Source organism: Mucilaginibacter sp. PAMB04274, assembly GCF_039634385.2.
In the GTDB taxonomy this organism is placed as follows: Bacteria; Bacteroidota; Bacteroidia; order Sphingobacteriales; family Sphingobacteriaceae; genus Mucilaginibacter.
This window is the reverse complement of record NZ_CP155081.2, coordinates 2,342,649-2,356,335: the sequence shown is the minus strand read 5'-3', so window position 1 is coordinate 2,356,335 and position 13,687 is coordinate 2,342,649. Positions and strand designations below refer to the sequence as shown.

Annotated in this window: 15 protein-coding genes; 1 reads left to right on the top strand and 14 read right to left on the bottom strand. The window is 41.3% G+C overall.

Going from position 1 to position 13,687, the window contains the following annotated elements:
* Positions 1-14: 14 nt before the first annotated feature.
* The 13 genes from ABDD95_RS09925 to ABDD95_RS09865 all read right to left on the bottom strand — a co-directional run bounded on the left by ABDD95_RS09925 (position 15) and on the right by ABDD95_RS09865 (position 11,152).
* The gene (locus ABDD95_RS09925; RefSeq protein ID WP_345951732.1) at positions 15-590 is read right to left on the bottom strand and encodes a Maf family nucleotide pyrophosphatase; all 576 of its coding nucleotides are present in this window, start codon (positions 588-590) and stop codon (positions 15-17) included.
* A gap of 78 nt (positions 591-668) precedes the next feature.
* Positions 669-1,181, bottom strand: a complete 513-nt coding sequence (locus ABDD95_RS09920) for an HAD-IIIA family hydrolase (protein ID WP_345951731.1) — start codon at positions 1,179-1,181, stop codon at positions 669-671.
* 66 nt (positions 1,182-1,247) lie between these two features.
* A complete protein-coding gene (iscX, locus tag ABDD95_RS09915) occupies positions 1,248-1,490 on the bottom strand; it encodes a Fe-S cluster assembly protein IscX (protein ID WP_345951730.1) in 243 nt (80 codons plus the stop codon).
* An 89-nt stretch (positions 1,491-1,579) separates the two neighbouring features.
* Entirely contained in the window at positions 1,580-1,912 is a 333-nt protein-coding gene (locus ABDD95_RS09910; protein WP_345951729.1) for a 2Fe-2S iron-sulfur cluster-binding protein, read from the bottom strand.
* 19 nt (positions 1,913-1,931) lie between these two features.
* On the bottom strand, positions 1,932-2,714 hold the full coding sequence (locus tag ABDD95_RS09905; protein ID WP_345951728.1) for a DUF2520 domain-containing protein: 783 nt from the start codon (positions 2,712-2,714) through the stop codon (positions 1,932-1,934).
* A gap of 3 nt (positions 2,715-2,717) precedes the next feature.
* Positions 2,718-3,452 carry a phytanoyl-CoA dioxygenase family protein gene (locus tag ABDD95_RS09900; protein WP_345951727.1) on the bottom strand — a complete coding sequence of 245 codons (735 nt, stop codon included), beginning with the start codon at positions 3,450-3,452 and terminating at the stop codon, positions 2,718-2,720.
* Positions 3,453-3,478: 26 nt separating this feature from the next.
* Positions 3,479-5,995 carry a cytochrome c biogenesis protein CcsA gene (gene ccsA / locus ABDD95_RS09895; RefSeq protein WP_345951726.1) on the bottom strand — a complete coding sequence of 839 codons (2,517 nt, stop codon included), beginning with the start codon at positions 5,993-5,995 and terminating at the stop codon, positions 3,479-3,481.
* A 9-nt stretch (positions 5,996-6,004) separates the two neighbouring features.
* Positions 6,005-6,415, bottom strand: a complete 411-nt coding sequence (locus ABDD95_RS09890) for a cytochrome c maturation protein CcmE (protein WP_345951725.1) — start codon at positions 6,413-6,415, stop codon at positions 6,005-6,007.
* A 283-nt stretch (positions 6,416-6,698) separates the two neighbouring features.
* Positions 6,699-8,132, bottom strand: a complete 1,434-nt coding sequence (locus tag ABDD95_RS09885) for a Glu/Leu/Phe/Val dehydrogenase (RefSeq protein WP_345951724.1) — start codon at positions 8,130-8,132, stop codon at positions 6,699-6,701.
* Between the two features lie 94 nt (positions 8,133-8,226).
* Entirely contained in the window at positions 8,227-8,430 is a 204-nt protein-coding gene (locus ABDD95_RS09880) for a CcmD family protein (protein WP_345951723.1), read from the bottom strand.
* A gap of 4 nt (positions 8,431-8,434) precedes the next feature.
* Positions 8,435-9,097, bottom strand: coding sequence for a cytochrome c biogenesis protein CcsA (gene ccsA, locus ABDD95_RS09875; RefSeq protein WP_345952102.1), 663 nt, complete (start codon positions 9,095-9,097; stop codon positions 8,435-8,437).
* Between the two features lie 88 nt (positions 9,098-9,185).
* The gene (locus ABDD95_RS09870; RefSeq protein ID WP_345951722.1) at positions 9,186-10,391 is read right to left on the bottom strand and encodes a carboxypeptidase-like regulatory domain-containing protein; all 1,206 of its coding nucleotides are present in this window, start codon (positions 10,389-10,391) and stop codon (positions 9,186-9,188) included.
* A gap of 77 nt (positions 10,392-10,468) precedes the next feature.
* Complete coding sequence (locus ABDD95_RS09865) at positions 10,469-11,152, bottom strand: heme exporter protein CcmB (RefSeq protein WP_345952101.1); 684 nt, start codon at positions 11,150-11,152, stop codon at positions 10,469-10,471.
* 44 nt (positions 11,153-11,196) lie between these two features.
* On the opposite strand from ABDD95_RS09865, the gene ABDD95_RS09860 reads away from it, so the two are divergent.
* The gene (locus ABDD95_RS09860) at positions 11,197-11,736 is read left to right on the top strand and encodes a methylated-DNA--[protein]-cysteine S-methyltransferase (RefSeq protein ID WP_345951721.1); all 540 of its coding nucleotides are present in this window, start codon (positions 11,197-11,199) and stop codon (positions 11,734-11,736) included.
* A gap of 7 nt (positions 11,737-11,743) precedes the next feature.
* Here ABDD95_RS09860 and ABDD95_RS09855 read toward each other — a convergent pair whose 3' ends face one another.
* On the bottom strand, positions 11,744-13,669 hold the full coding sequence (locus ABDD95_RS09855; RefSeq protein ID WP_345951720.1) for a response regulator: 1,926 nt from the start codon (positions 13,667-13,669) through the stop codon (positions 11,744-11,746).
* Between the last annotated feature and the right edge of the window lie 18 nt (positions 13,670-13,687).

Genomic DNA, 13,687 nt, shown 5'->3' with positions numbered 1-13,687 from the left:
GCGCCTGAACAAACTTACCTGGCCAACCTGAGTAATTGCTGATATACCTTTTCGGTAGGAAGGCCAACTACGTTGGTATAAGACCCTTCTATACGTTTAATAGCGGTAATACCAACCCACTCCTGTATACCGTAGGCGCCAGCTTTGTCATAAGGTTTATATTTGCTTACGTACGTTTTAATTTCTTCTTCAGACAGCGTGCGGAAGAAAACCTCAGATACATCATGGAACAGGTTATACTCGTGCTTATATAAGATACATACGCCCGTTACAACCTTATGCACGCGGCCCGACAGGCGCTGCAACATTTCTATTGCATGGGCCTCATTTTCGGGCTTGCCTAATATCAGCCCGTCAATAGCTACAATGGTATCAGCTGTAAGTACAATCTCGTCACCGGATTTAGCATCATAAGCTTTTGCTTTTTTTTCGGCAATATAAACGGCCACTTCCTCCGGGCTTAAATGCTCAGGGTAAGATTCGTCTACTTCCTTTAGTACAACTTCATAATATACGTCCATCAATCGCAACAGTTCCTGGCGACGCGGCGATTTAGAAGCGAGAATTATTTTAGGAATTTTAGTATTCATAAATGGCAGTTCATGGTCAAAACAAGTTCACAGCTGATGGTTCCATGAACAGAAGACCACCAACCATTTGCTTAGAAGCTACCAGCTATAAGCTTCGGCGCCCATCCATTTACCTTGAATTTTGAGCGCTTTTTCAATAACGTCACGCGCACAGCCCTTCCCGCCTGAAATAGGCGATACATACTCGCAAAGCTCTTTAATTTCTTCTGCAGCATCTGCTGGGCAAACAGGCATTCCTACCTGGCGCATTACTTCCAGATCGGGTATATCATCACCCATGTACATCACATTCATGGGGCTTATGCCTCTTTCGTTAATATAAACCTTGAAGGTTTCGGTTTTAACGCCTGAGCCTAAAAATACATCCTTTATACCTAAGCTATTTAAGCGATGCATAGCTATTTTTGAGCGGCTACCGGATATGGCGCATACATTATACCCGCATTTCACGGCTAATTGAAGAGCGTAACCGTCCTTGATATTGAAGGAACGGGTTTGTTCGCCTGCATCATTAACGTATACAGAGCCGTCTGTTAGTACACCATCCACATCAAAAATAAACGTGGTGATATCTTTAAATTTATTTAACAAAATTTTGTAAAGTTTATATCAAATCAAACAATTTTAAGAAAAATATATAACTATTCCTACAAAAAATTATTGATTATCCCGCCACTCATATACCCAGGCCGATTGTATCTGCTCTAAGTGGCCTTCATTTGCTTCTTCACGCGTACCTACAAAGTTTGGCAGGGTTAATACCCACTCTAACAAATCGGTAAAGCGAATACGGTATATTTTAGATTCACTAAAGTCGTCGCCAAACTTTTCATATAAACCCATGGCAATATCTTCATAATCATTCCAATGGATAGGTAAGGCAAATTTATCGTCGTTCATGTAAATTAATGTATGTGGGAGGTTGTGTGTTCTATGCAATGTGCAGGTTATGGAAGTGGTGTACAAAATCCAAATAACCCTAAAATTTATTAGTGCCCCATAAATTGAGACTGGTCAGGAATCAGTACTTGTATATCGCCGTCTATAACCACACACTGGCAGCCCAAGCGTGAGTTAATACGGGGACTAACAGCACGATCAATAAAGTCTTCCTCTTTGTCCGATATCTCCTGAATATTGTCCATGCCGCTGGTTATGTATACGTGGCAGGTGCTGCAGCCGCAAACACCACCGCAGTTATGCTGTAGTTCAATGCCGTTTTCCAGGCAAACATCCAATACCGATTCTCCTTCGGCTATAGGCAGCTCTACCGGCGCGTGATCCGGTTCCTCAAAGCTTATCTTAACTTTAAAAATATCCATTTTGGCAAAAGTAAAAAAATTACTTAACCCCAAGCGGGCCTTCGCCCATTTTGATGATAGCCTGACTTAATATATGGTATATCTGGCCAATCCCCTGCTCCTCTTTCAACAACTCCATATGCGCTGCCATTGTTTTTTGGTCATTACGCACAGCTGGGCCGGTTTGCACTTTATTAGGTAATTGGTTTTGCACCTTCTCTGCTGTTTCGGTTATAAGCGGCCTTATCAAATTGAAATCCAGGCCGTGCTTTTGAAGTAATTGTTGGGCAACGCTATAAAGATAATTTGGGAAATTGCAGGCAAACACAGCTGCCAGGTGCAGTATTTTACGCTGATCGGAACTTACCTGGTAAACGTTATTGCTTATACTTTGCGCTAACTGTTTAAGGTCAAAGTTCAGATTCTCGTAAGCGCCCTCTATACACATTGGCACCTGCCTAAAATCGACCTCTTTGGTTTTACTGAACGTTTGCAGTGGGTAAAATACGCCGGCATGCTCAGTATACTTTAACAGCGTTTGCATAGGCGTAGCCCCCGATGTATGCACTATAGGCTTTTGGTGTGGTGCCAATGCTTGGGCAACATCGTCAATGGCATCATCTTTTATACTGACGATAAACAGATCAACGTCAGGAATGATTTGCTGCAAATCATTGATAGCCTCTGCTTTTACATGATAAGCCAGCAGCGCAGCGTTCTGGTAATTTGGGCTGTACACCTGTAAAATGTAATGTCCTGCGTTTTTAAGAGCAGCACCTAAATGAGTGGCTACATTACCCGAACCAATGAGTGTAATACGCATATATTAACTTATTTCTGACCATTTTAACGGTTCTGGTAAACTCACGTTACTGAACTCGATATGTATGACCCGCCTCCTATGCTTACTGGTTGTGCGGCTTGATGAATGTAACAACAGTGGACGCATAACCATGATGCCGCCTTTTGGTACCGGGCAAACTTCTTCAGTTTCTTTGCTCCAGTCAATAGTTTCTGGTCTATAAATACCTTTACGGTGTGAACCCGGCACCACCCTTAGTGCGCCATTGTGTTCATCTGTATTATCTAAATGAATACGAACGGTAAAATTTTGTTGCAATATTTCAAGAGGAGGCTGAACAGCAAACTGGTCTTGCTTAACCGTCCATGGTCCAAATCCTGCAATATCTTGTCTGCTTTTTACAGAAATTGTCAGATCTTGATGATAGGCGACGAACCAGTTAGAATCCTCAGGCTTGTCGAAATAGATAGACTTAACCACAAAATAACTATCTCCAAAAATACTAGTTAGCAGTTGTTCAAAGCTTCCAGTAAAGATCAGAGATTTAATTTCAGGTAGTTCCTTCAAAAACTGCCTGATAGCAAAAAGATCAGCACTTTTTCGAAAAGTTAATCTTGACGTATCAGCGCTACTTAAAGCCTTGTGCATGAAATCTATTTCTTCATGACTAAAAACACTGTGTACGATGGTGTACCCTTTAGTGGCTATCTCATCTATATAAATAGTAGTAGTGTCAATATCTGTGGGGGCATCGTTCATTATAATTACCAGAATTAGCCAGGATTTTACACCAAAGTACCTGCCTTAGTTTTTGCTGGTTTGCCTTTAACCTCCACCACTTTTAACTCGCTGCTCCTTCTGAATATCGACATTAGGAAGCCAATAACCATAATGATGGTACCCGACCAGAAAAAGTTGATGTAAGGGAAATTTATAGCGCGCATTACTATATACGGCTTTTGGCTTTCGGGCTGTTGGTAAATGGTTAACTCAAACTTGTTCTTCTCCGGAATAATTTTTGAAAAACGGAGCTTTAAGCCTACATCGTCTACCTTGCGGGCAAAATCAAATGTGTTGCCACCTTTAATCATAAACACGGGCTCGGCCTTATAAGTAATACCGTGCGATACAATTTGGAGCTGAGCACCAACAGCTACGTCATTTTTTCCTAAAGGTATATTTTGCAGTTTGGGTGCTTTATTTAATCCTGTCAGAACCATGTAGCCTTCACGGAAACGGATAGTATCACCCAGGCTAGCTTCGTAAACTACAGGCGGATTGTAATGCTTGTCATCTTCAGCTGCGTCATGCTCGTCATGCCCTATCTCAGTAGAACCGGCAGCAAGGCCCTCCTCTTCTTTAATAGGTGCCGCAGTGATGTGTGTGTACAAGTCATGAAGCAGATAATGCTTGGTATCCGGAGACGAAACCAACCCCATCTTGGCATTGGCCTGTGAGTTTGGCGTTAACACGAAATGCTCAGTTAGCTTGCCTGCTTCGTTGTATTTTTTATAGTCAACCTTAAAATAATGATTTGGCGCAATAAGAGAGTCGCCAATGTAGGTAACTTTGTAACCACCCATGTCAACCGGCTGGTTCTTATACAACATGATGTTCTCACGCGCATCGCCAGCCTTGTCAAAATCTTTAACTTGTATAATACCAGTTTCGTTTTGCGATACTACTTTGCTGGTACCGGCGGCAATTAAAGCACCCACCAGTAACAATGCAAAGCCAATGTGCGCCACAGCCGATCCGGCCAGCTTAAATTTGCCTTTCAATGCATCAGCCAGTATTTTAGAGTTGGCCAATATGCCATAGATAGCGCCAAACATGGCAAGCATAAACACCAGCTTAAGCTTGTATAAACCGGTTATATAAACCACAACAGCAGTTAACAGCGCAGCTACAAATAAGTATAACAATGTAGTGATATAAAACCGGGTTGCATCGGTCTTTTTATATTTTAAAAACTGCGTAAACCCTAAAAAGAAAGTTACTACTACAGCAAAGCCGGCCTGAAAAATGTTATACAATGTTATAGGGTTAGTTGGCGGCGCTATATTGGTTTTAAAAATAGCATTCCATACCGGAACCGAAGTTACGATGACTAATTGCAAACAAGATAAAGCCAGGAAGGCCGAGCCCACAAACACCCAAAACTCACGCGAATAAGTTTCTTCTTCTTTTTTTGAGAAAGGCAATTCTTTCCATCGCCAAATTAACAAACCAACGGTGATGCCTAAAAATACCAATACATCCACCACCAGGTGCCAAAACATACCTAAATCAGTAAAGGCATGCACTGATGTTTCGCCCAGGATACCGCTACGGGTTAAGAATGATGCATAAAGAACGAGCACAAAGCTAAGTAAGGTTAGCAAGGTGGCTGTAAAGTAAGAATGGCCGGTATTTTTAAATACTATTAATACGTGTACCGCCGCTATAAGTACCAGCCATGGAATTAAAGAGGCATTCTCAACAGGATCCCAGTTCCAGAAACCACCAAAGTTGAGCGACTCATAGGCCCAAAACGACCCCATTATGATGCCAGTACCCAAAATCATCACGGCAAACAGTGCATATGGTATGGCTGCTGCTACCCATTCCTTATAACGGCGTTGCCACAAACCGGCAACCGCATAAGCAAATGGAATAATCATAGATGCGAACCCTAAGAACAATGTTGGCGGGTGTATAACCATCCAGTAGTTTTGCAATAGCGGATTCAGGCCATTACCATCCTTTACGTATTGCATATAATCAGGACGGCTGAATATAGGCCCCTCAATAGCATCGCGTAATAGAATAAATGGGGAGCTACCGAGGCGAGAACCCAGTATTTCCACACCAATAAGCATAGAGCTTAACAACACCTGTGAAAGGCCAACTACTACCATCACAGGCTTTTCCCATGACTTGGCGCGCCATATAAGTACATTACCTAAAACGGCCTGCCAGAAGGTCCAAAGCCAAAAGCTGCCTTCCTGCCCTTCCCAGTAACTCGAAATGATATAGTATACCGGCAAGGTGCTCGATGAGTGAGCCCAGGCATAATGATATTCGAAAAGATGATTGTAAATAATATAAAAAAGACAGCAGCCGATAGCCACTACCGAAAAGGTATTCACATAAAAGCTCCAGCGCCCTAAACGAAACCAAGATTGATCGAGCTTATTGCTTTGCGTAGTAGCAAAAAAGTAACTTATAGTTGAAAGCAAGGCTGAACCAAAAGACAGAATGATAAAAAACTGCCCTAGGTGGCCTGGCATGAGGTGCTCCCCTTGAAAATCTGTGCTCATTAAAGGAATTTATATGTTTGCCTGTTTGGCTTTAGCTTCGGTTACTTCTAATTTGTCTTGCGTATATTTAGAAGGGCACTTCATCAGGATCTTGGACGCATGAAATTCTTTACCACGCATTTGTCCGGTGAGTACAATCTGCTCTGAGCGCTCAAAGTCTTGCGGCTTTGTACCTGTAAATACAACTTTACACTCTTCGCCCTTATTATCACGCATGTAGAATGAAAAATAATTAGCATCCTTTGTTGGTTCATAATACAATTGCTTGTCTTTATTAAGGTGACCTACAATGTGTAGCTCATCTTTAGTTTGCTCGGCATCTTTAAAAGAACCGTAAGTGCTTGTATTTGAGTAAGTGCTGATAATTACGGCTATGGCAACTGCAATAACGATAATACCTAATATTGAACTTTTTTTCATGAATTTTACCTGCTGTAAAACAATCTACAAAAATACAAAACGGATAGCGAATACGCTTTATTACAACAGATATATCTTATTTAGAATTATTCTTGACAAAAGAACATATAGCCATTGTGTAACAAAGATGGTTTTGTTGATTTATAGAGCTGTTAACTATTTCAATCTTCACTTTGAGGGGCATTGAGAATAATAAAATTACCGTATCTGTATTAAAATAAAAAAAGCGGCACCTTTTGGATACCGCTTTTTATAGAACATTGTATGGTTTAGCCGATATTGCTTATGGCCAAACACCTAAATTCTGGTACGAAACTGCTATTTTATTGATAGCGCCAACAAAGGCAGCTACGCGTAATGTGCCTATACCAGGGTTATTTTTGAAAGTCTCGCGTATTTCGTGGTATGAACGGATCATGGTATCCTCTAAACCAGAGTTAACCAGTTCCAGCTCAGACGCACCTTTGATAATGGTTGAACGTTGCAGCGGTGTTAACGAAACACCGGTGATGCCCTCCACCATATTAACCAGGTTAAGGTTTGAGTTTTCTTCAAACCTGCGGTTCATACGGCCAAAAGATACGTGCGAAAGGTTTTTCAACCACTCAAAGTAAGATACGGTTACACCGCCGGCATTCGCATACATGTCCGGAACGATTATACCACCACCTTCATAAAAAATAGTTTCAGCCTCAGGCGTAGTTGGTCCGTTTGCACCTTCAACAATAATTTTTGCCTGTATGTTGCGAACGTTATCTGCAGTAATCTGATTTTCCAGTGCAGCAGGCACCAGTATATCACAAGGCTGCTCTAAGCCTTGGCCAGAGTTTGTGAATTCTTGAGCAGCGCCCGGGAAACCAAGAATGGAACCTGTGGCTTTACGATGTTGGAATACGGCGTCGTAATCTAAACCGTGCTCGTTATAGATAGCACCTTCAAATTCACACAAACCAACAATGATAGCGCCAAATTCAGACAGGAATTTTGCCGAGTAATACCCTACGTTACCTAAGCCTTGTACAATTACCCTTTTACCAGCCAAACCAGGCATTAAGCCAATTCGTTGCATATCTTCTCCTACGCTAACACATTCACGCGCGGCAATAGCCACACCACGACCAGTTGCCTCTCTGCGGCCGGCAATGCCATGCAAGGCAATCGGTTTACCGGTAACGCAGCCTAGTGCATCACCCTGACCAGGGTTCATGGTAGCATACGTATCAGCAATCCAGCTCATTTCACGCTCACCCGATCCATAATCCGGTGCAGGTACGTCAATACTTGGGCCTATAAAATTCTTTTTTATCAGCTCAACCGTATAACGACGGGTAATATTCTCTAATTCCTGAACGGTGTAGTTTTTGGGGTTAATTTTAATTCCACCCTTTGCGCCACCAAACGGAACATTTACAATAGCACACTTATACGTCATCAATGCAGCTAGCGCCATTACCTCGTCTTCGTTCACCATCTCGCTGTAGCGAATACCACCTTTTGTTGGCGATTGGTGGTGCGAGTGCTCAACGCGCCAGGCATCTATTACTTCAAAACCATTGCCTTTACGTATAGGGAAACGGAAACGATAAACACTGTTACATGATTTGATCTGATCTAGCAAACCCGCATCATGCTTGGTAAATTGTGCAGCATGATCAAAGTTCGTACACACATCACCGAAGAAATGCGTGTCCTGATCAGCTATTATTAAGTTACTCATGTTATTATATTGATTTAAATAATTGGTATAGTATCCTGCAAATAATGACAGATAATTAAGTTTATGATTAGAATGGCTTTTAACCTAAAAAGTTTTAGTTGTTGTGCTTTTCCAAACGACTTAAACGTCTGTCCATAACAAACAAATAAATGGCCAGCCCCACAAATACTATGGCAATGGTAGCAATAACTACATAAATTTTACCTGAGCTGCGCATGGCGTCAGCCATTTCGGGCTGCTGTGCAAAGGCACTGGTAAAACCGGCCATCAGTAGTAATAAGCAAAGTATTTTTTTCATGCGTTTATAGCGAGTTATTTTTATTTTCAATTAAACGGATTCTGTAGCGCAAGGTTGCAACCCAAATGGATACCAGTATCCAACCAATAAAAGCAGGATATAATACCATACGCATAGTGTTCGTGGTATCGTCCGGACCAAAAGCAGGGTTTCCTCCGTTGCCAGGATGCAGGGAGTCTGTTAATCGTGGAAGGATGATTAACAACACAAACATTATCGGAAACGCGAAAATGTTATAAATGGCCGAAACACGTGCTCGCTTTTGCTCCTCTTCAATAGAGTTGCGTAGCACCAGGTAGGCACAATATAACAGAAACGCAATCGCCGCGCTATTTTGTTTAGGATCATTGCTCCAAAACTCACCCCAGGTATAATTTGCCCAAAGCATTCCACTTAATAAACCCAGTACATAAAAAAACACACCTGTGTTTATAGATTCAACAGCTACAAGGTCATATTCCTCTTTTGGGTTAGCCAGGTACTTAATACTGTAGAAGACCGAAATGCCAAACAACACGAACATAGCCATCCACATAGGCACGTGGAAGAAAACGTTCCTTATAGTTTCATTTACAATAAATTTCATGGGTACCGGAACTAAAAGCCCGGCTATGAGTGAGTATAGAACCAGCAATATGCCCAGTACTTTCCACCAAGATTTATATATAAATTTCATATTGATTTTAACGCGCAAAGGTATAACAAATTACTTTAAATACTATGCGTACATAGTATTTACATTGAGCAGCAACACCTCATTTGAGGTACGGCGGCGTGTAAGAAGCCGAGGGTACATAGTCCACCGGCAGCAGTTCGGCAATCTTATTTTTAGACCAGGTGCCTTCATACAAAGTAGTTTGAGATGATACGACAGCTCCATTACTGTCAAAAAGTGCATACGGCTTGTAAAGAGTTATGATGCTGGTTTCGAAATTTTCCATATCAAGCGGGCGGTATACATCTTTAAAGTCTTGCGTTTCACGCTTTTTGGTGTAAACCACATACAGGTACCCCGGAAAAGTAATGGCAAAAAGACCCTTTTGGTCGGTATTCCGAGTTACCTGATCAGGATTTACAGGCTGCCGGTACAGCGTTTCGTGGTATTTAGGCAAGTTATACAACCTTAGCCAGTACTGCATCGAGTCGCGGTTAACCATTTGAAACTTGTCCAGCTTACGTTGTATTACTTCTTCGGGTGGGCGTTCAGTGTTTGGCCTGCGGTAGAGCAAGCGCATAACAAATCCTTCTTTATCATAAGTTCCACTAACCAGCGAACGGAAAAAATGAAGGTTCGAGCCGTAGTAGATATCCTGTCGCCGAATTTCCCATTTCTTTTTCTGGCTTTCGCTGCCGGGTAGTTCTTCATACAAAATGCGGCCTTGCCAAGAAATGATATTATTTATTTTATCGCTTTTAAACGACTTGAGAAGGAATTTAATTCGATAACCTAAAGCCTTATTCTCAATATTTACAAAATCGTAAGAGTAAGCTTCCAACGTTTTCTTTGACTTTTTGTAAATAAGCGTTAATTCTTCTGGATTGGATATCTTACATTGCTTAGCATAGGCCGATGTACCGAAAAATTCTGTTAAGAACATTTGATAATTGCGCTTCCAGTCGGCAGGCGTTGTAACAACAACTTCTCTCAGTTCTAAAACCCTGGCCTTTAAAGCAGCTTCTATTTTAACGGGCTCAGCACCTACCAATACCGATTGTGAAAAGTCTTCATATCCTACTGAAGTAATGATTAACTCATACTGCCCGGGTTTCACGCCTCTAAGCATAAAAGTACCGTCTTCAGCTGTTGTGGTACCGTAGGTGGCATTACTTAAAAACACGCTTACTTTTGCAAGGGGATTTTTAGTGTCGGCGTTAATTACTTTCCCGGTGATGCTGCCAGTTTGCGCAAGCCCTAACATGGGCAGTAAAAAAAGAAGAAATGCTACCGCAATGTACCGCATAATAAGCTTAATCAATATATTTTAAACGGGCAATCAAAGTCGTTATAAGGGCATTTGTAAAAAATCTAACGGAAGATTTAGTCGCGCCACAGAAACGGGAACAATATGAGTGAAACTGCTATTACAATTACGTTAATGGCCGCCAGTACACCAAAATTCCCATAAGTTAAGCTACGGTCTACCCCGTCCATTGCGCTTTTACTGATTTTTACCAGTAGCATAATTACAGGAATGATCACCGGAAAGCTTAAGATAGCCATAAGCGTTCCGTTATTACCTGCCTTGGCTGCAATTGCCGACACCATGGTAAACACGGTTGAAAAGGTAATGCTACCGGTAATAACTACCAAAAAGTACCACAGGCCATCTCCTAACCTATTCGAAAAAAAAAGTGAATAAACAATTAACGCCAATATACTCAAAAGCGTCATGAGCAAGGCGTTGTAAATAGTTTTTGATAGTATAATGGCGTGCGGACTAGCTATAGTATAATAGTACAGTAAGCGGCTACGACTTTCCTGTAAGAAGCTTTTGGCTATTGCATTTACTGATGCAAACAGGATGATAATCCAAAACAACACGTTCCAAACCAGTGGATATCCAGGGCTTTTAGTAAAACCAGGCGAAAGGTTGAACGAAATGTAGCATACAAAAACGGTTGATACGATATAAAGTAGTACACCGTTAAAAGCATATTTGGAACGCCACTCCAGCAGTATCTCTTTCTTTAGCAAATAACCGGTTTGGTTTAACAATTCCATCATTGCAAATATAGAATTTATTAAGTTTGTGTAAGTGCGATACCATGCCCGCAAACAAGATTAAAACTTCAGCATCTCATACTTTCGACGAACCAACAGGTTTAATATATAATCATGTTACCCCATTGGGTATAACGCGTATTACTGAACAAGATGGCTTTATCGTGTCGATCTTAGTTATGGATGAAGGTGAACCAAGTCATCACATTGCAGGCACAGCCACTCAATTGGCAATCAAGCAACTTGATGAGTATTTTGAAGGCAAACGCTTATCATTCGATCTGCCGTTGAAACCGGAGGGCACAACTTTTCAGCAATTAGTGTGGCAGCAATTGCAAGCAATACCATATGGTAAATGCATTACCTACCTACATCAAGCAAGGTTAATGAACAGCCCGCTAGCCATACGTGCCATTGCAGCCGCCAATGGTAAAAATAAATTATGGATTGTGGTACCTTGCCACAGGGTAATTGGAAGCAGCGGAAAATTAACCGGCTATGCAGGCGGCTTATGGCGAAAAAAGTGGCTTTTAGAACACGAAGCAAGAATTATAGGCTCGGGCCAGATAAGCTTAGGACTATAAAGCTCGTTTACTTAAAAAGCAGTCGCTTTATTTTCTCATGCAGTTGGTGCGGCTGGAACGGCTTGGCCAAAATATCATTCATACCTGCCGAAAGCGCTTGTTGCTGCTCATGCTCAAACGTAGCTGCCGAAAGAGATATGATAGGAATGCTTCTTTTAGGTTCCGAAAAATTCACCCTGATGTTCTTAGCTGCGTCATAGCCATTCATCTCGGGCATATGGGTGTCCATCAATATTAAATTATAATCATTAGCGAGCAGCTTATCAATCACTTTATGGCCGTTATCTGCAATTTCAACTTTAACGTTCCAGTCCCTCAACATCTTAGTTAGCATAAACTGGTTTACCAGGTTATCTTCTGCAACCAGTATACTAATGTTTTCGAAAGGCACCAGCACTCTGGGCCCCGCATCTGTTTTGACTTCGTCTTGTGATTTTTGTGCTGTACTGTACCAATTAATAAAATTAAATGTACTGCCTAAGCCTAATTGACTGCTTACGGTTAGTTCGCCCCCTTTTAACTCAATAAGTTTTTTAACAATAGCAAGGCCCAAACCGGTTCCGCCGTACTTTACGTTAGTATCCTGATCTGCCTGTTCGAATGATTCAAATATTTTGTTCAGCCTATCGGCCGGAATACCGATGCCGCTATCTATAATGCTGAACTTTAGTTTAACGTTCTCATTTAATTTTTGAAGTAACGTTAACTGTAGCTTTACATATCCCCTATCTGTAAACTTAATTGCGTTGCTCAGCAAGTTCATCAGTATCTGATTGAGCCGTAAAGAGTCGAACAAAAGTGTTTCAGGTATTTCGGGGTCTATTTCTAAAATCAGGTCAACTTTCTTTTCATCAGCCTTGTATTTAAGCAAATCAAAAGCCGATTTTACAACCTGACGGATATTATTTGGCTTGCGAATAATGCTAAACTTACCTGCCTCAATCTTGGAAATATCGAGCACATCGTTAATTACGCCTAGCAAAGATTGCGACGAAACATCTAACAGATCTACGATATTCTTTTGGTGATCGTCCAGGTCGCTTTTACGTAGCATACCGGTAAGGCCTATAATTCCATTTACGGGTGTGCGCAGCTCATGGCTCATATTAGCCAAAAAATTTTCCTTTATTTTCTTGGAATGTTCTGCTGCTTCTTTAGATCTGATGAGTTCCTGCTGATAACTTTTTTGAGGAGAAACATCGCTAATGTTGAGAAAAAGCACTTTATTACTATAAGTTACCCGGCACTCCGCCCAAATTATGCGCTTATCAAACGTCTCGAACTGGTATTCGGCTATAGCATAACTCAGATTATTATTAATAATCTCTAAAAGCTTCTTCCGGAACGTATCCTGATTAACCGCAGCAGCCAGACTAACAACACTCTTCTGAATCACTTCATTAGGCTGAAAGCCTAAAATTTTCGTTACGGCAGGGTTAACAGATTGTATGCGAAATGAGTGAGCATCAACAGTAGCAATAATATCTGCAGAGTTTTTAACCATGATGGCATAGTTCTGCAACTCCTCGTTTTTGGCTTTAATATCTTTTTGATGTTGCGCCAGTTGTATAAAGGCATCCACCTTAGCCGATGTAATAAACGGATCGAGCGGTTTATACAAATAGTCAACAGCACCAGTGCCAAAACCTTTAACTGCGTATTTAGCTTCTTTAGAGATGGCTGTTACGAAAATGACCAAAATATCCTTTGTACGCGGATTAGCTTTAAGCATCTCCACTAATTCAAAACCGTCAATTTCGGGCATTTGTACATCTACGAGTGCTATGCTTACCGGGTTTTCCCAGGCAATTCGTAATGCTTCGTTAGGTGATGTGGTTGAAAGGATATTTATATCATCACGTTTTAGCAAGGCTTCCAACGCTATAATATTTTCTTCCCTGTCGTCAACTAATAATATATTAACAACACTCATAAATGTGCGATAAAGTTA

Excerpts from the sequence above, each read along its gene's own strand:
- ABDD95_RS09925 (WP_345951732.1), bottom strand. The coding sequence starts at position 590 with ATGAATACTAAAATTCCTAAAATAATTCTCGCTTCTAAATCGCCGCGT.
- iscX (WP_345951730.1), bottom strand. The coding sequence starts at position 1,490 with ATGAACGACGATAAATTTGCCTTACCTATCCATTGGAATGATTATGAA.
- ABDD95_RS09910 (WP_345951729.1), bottom strand. The coding sequence starts at position 1,912 with ATGGATATTTTTAAAGTTAAGATAAGCTTTGAGGAACCGGATCACGCG.
- ABDD95_RS09905 (WP_345951728.1), bottom strand. The coding sequence starts at position 2,714 with ATGCGTATTACACTCATTGGTTCGGGTAATGTAGCCACTCATTTAGGT.
- ABDD95_RS09900 (WP_345951727.1), bottom strand. The coding sequence starts at position 3,452 with ATGAACGATGCCCCCACAGATATTGACACTACTACTATTTATATAGAT.
- ccsA (WP_345951726.1), bottom strand. The coding sequence starts at position 5,995 with ATGAGCACAGATTTTCAAGGGGAGCACCTCATGCCAGGCCACCTAGGG.
- ABDD95_RS09890 (WP_345951725.1), bottom strand. The coding sequence starts at position 6,415 with ATGAAAAAAAGTTCAATATTAGGTATTATCGTTATTGCAGTTGCCATA.
- ABDD95_RS09885 (WP_345951724.1), bottom strand. The coding sequence starts at position 8,132 with ATGAGTAACTTAATAATAGCTGATCAGGACACGCATTTCTTCGGTGAT.
- ABDD95_RS09880 (WP_345951723.1), bottom strand. The coding sequence starts at position 8,430 with ATGAAAAAAATACTTTGCTTATTACTACTGATGGCCGGTTTTACCAGT.
- ABDD95_RS09870 (WP_345951722.1), bottom strand. The coding sequence starts at position 10,391 with ATGCGGTACATTGCGGTAGCATTTCTTCTTTTTTTACTGCCCATGTTA.
- ABDD95_RS09865 (WP_345952101.1), bottom strand. The coding sequence starts at position 11,152 with ATGGAATTGTTAAACCAAACCGGTTATTTGCTAAAGAAAGAGATACTG.
- ABDD95_RS09860 (WP_345951721.1), top strand. The coding sequence starts at position 11,197 with ATGCCCGCAAACAAGATTAAAACTTCAGCATCTCATACTTTCGACGAA.
- ABDD95_RS09855 (WP_345951720.1), bottom strand. The coding sequence starts at position 13,669 with ATGAGTGTTGTTAATATATTATTAGTTGACGACAGGGAAGAAAATATT.